The organism is Streptomyces sp. sk2.1, assembly GCF_008120935.1.
Lineage (GTDB): Bacteria > Actinomycetota > Actinomycetes > Streptomycetales > Streptomycetaceae > Streptomyces.
Genome location: NZ_RDBO01000110.1, coordinates 1 through 1,258, shown reverse-complemented (window position 1 = coordinate 1,258; position 1,258 = coordinate 1). Strand labels below are relative to the sequence as shown.

The window sequence follows — 1,258 nt, the reverse complement described above, 5'->3', positions numbered from 1 at the left end:
GGAAAGGTCGGCTCCGCCCGACAGGTCAAAGAGGTACCAGTCGATCAGGTGGCCGTCCCCGCCCGTCGCTCAGTTCTCGACGATGTGCCCGTCGCTCAGCTCCAGCACCCGGTCCGCCAGCCCCAGCAGCTGGGCGTCGTGGGTCGCCACCAGGGCGCTGACACCCTCGCTCCGCACCACCGCCCGCAGCAGCTCCATCACCGCGAGCCCGGTCTCCGCGTCGAGCTGGCCGGTCGGCTCGTCCGCGATCAGCAGCGCGGGCCGGTTGGCGAGCGCCCGCGCGATCGCGACGCGCTGGCGCTGGCCGCCGGAGAGCTCGCCGGGGCGCTGGGCCGCGTGGTCGGCCAGGCCGACCAGGGAGAGCAGCAGCGCCACCCGCTCCTCGCGCTCGCGCGGGTCCTCCTTGCGCAGCCGCATGGGCACGCCGACGTTCTCCGCCGCGGTCAGGATCGGGATCAGGCCGAACGACTGGAAGACGAAGCCGATCCGGTCCCGGCGCAGTTCCAGCAGTCCGTCCTCGCCGAGCTCGGCGAGGTCCGTGCCGTCGATGGTGATCCGGCCGCTGTCGGGGCGGTCGAGCCCGCCGAGCAGGTTGAGCAGGGTGGTCTTGCCGGAACCCGAGCGTCCCTTGAGCGCGACGAGTTCCCCCCGCGGCACCTCGAAGGACACCCCGCGCAGCGCGTGGACGGCCCCGGCGCCGGAGCCGTACGAGCGGTGCAGGTCCTCGACCCGGACCATGGGCCCGCCGGTCGGTCCCTCGGCGACGGCGGTGCCGCCCTGTCCGTCCGTACCCGTCCGGCCGTTGGTCTCGGTCATGTCTCTCCCCCTACGTGCGAGATCCCGTCGGCCGCCAGTATGTGCAATGGACGCGGGCCGGACAATCGCCGGGGCGGTGACCGGCGCGGGCCACAGCCGGTTTCCCGGCCGGCCGGACCGGTACGGGCGGGGACCGCGCGGGGTACGGGGACCCGGACGGAGCGGCGACAGCCCCCCTCCCGCATCTGACGATCCATCAATTCCCTTTTACCGAAGGCCCGTACGCCTTCCTCATCGGAGCACTACCGCTTCCCGACAACTTCCTGACACCGGACGGCCAGCCTTGCCCGGGTCCACCGGGGCGCCCGCCCCATACCCGAAAGGCTGCGCGATGCCACGAAGAATCCTGTCCCGGCCGGTCGTCGGAGCCCTCGGGCCGGCCCTGCTCCTGTCGGCGGTACCCGCCGCCGTCGCGGACACCCGGACCCCCGCCGCCCCTGCC

1 protein-coding gene is annotated in these 1,258 nt (G+C 73.6%); it reads right to left on the bottom strand.

Features of this window, described 5'->3' with window-relative positions:
* Positions 1 to 69 precede the first annotated feature (69 nt).
* The gene (locus EAO76_RS40840) at positions 70 to 816 is read right to left on the bottom strand and encodes an ABC transporter ATP-binding protein (protein WP_148841302.1); all 747 of its coding nucleotides are present in this window, start codon (positions 814 to 816) and stop codon (positions 70 to 72) included.
* Between the last annotated feature and the right edge of the window lie 442 nt (positions 817 to 1,258).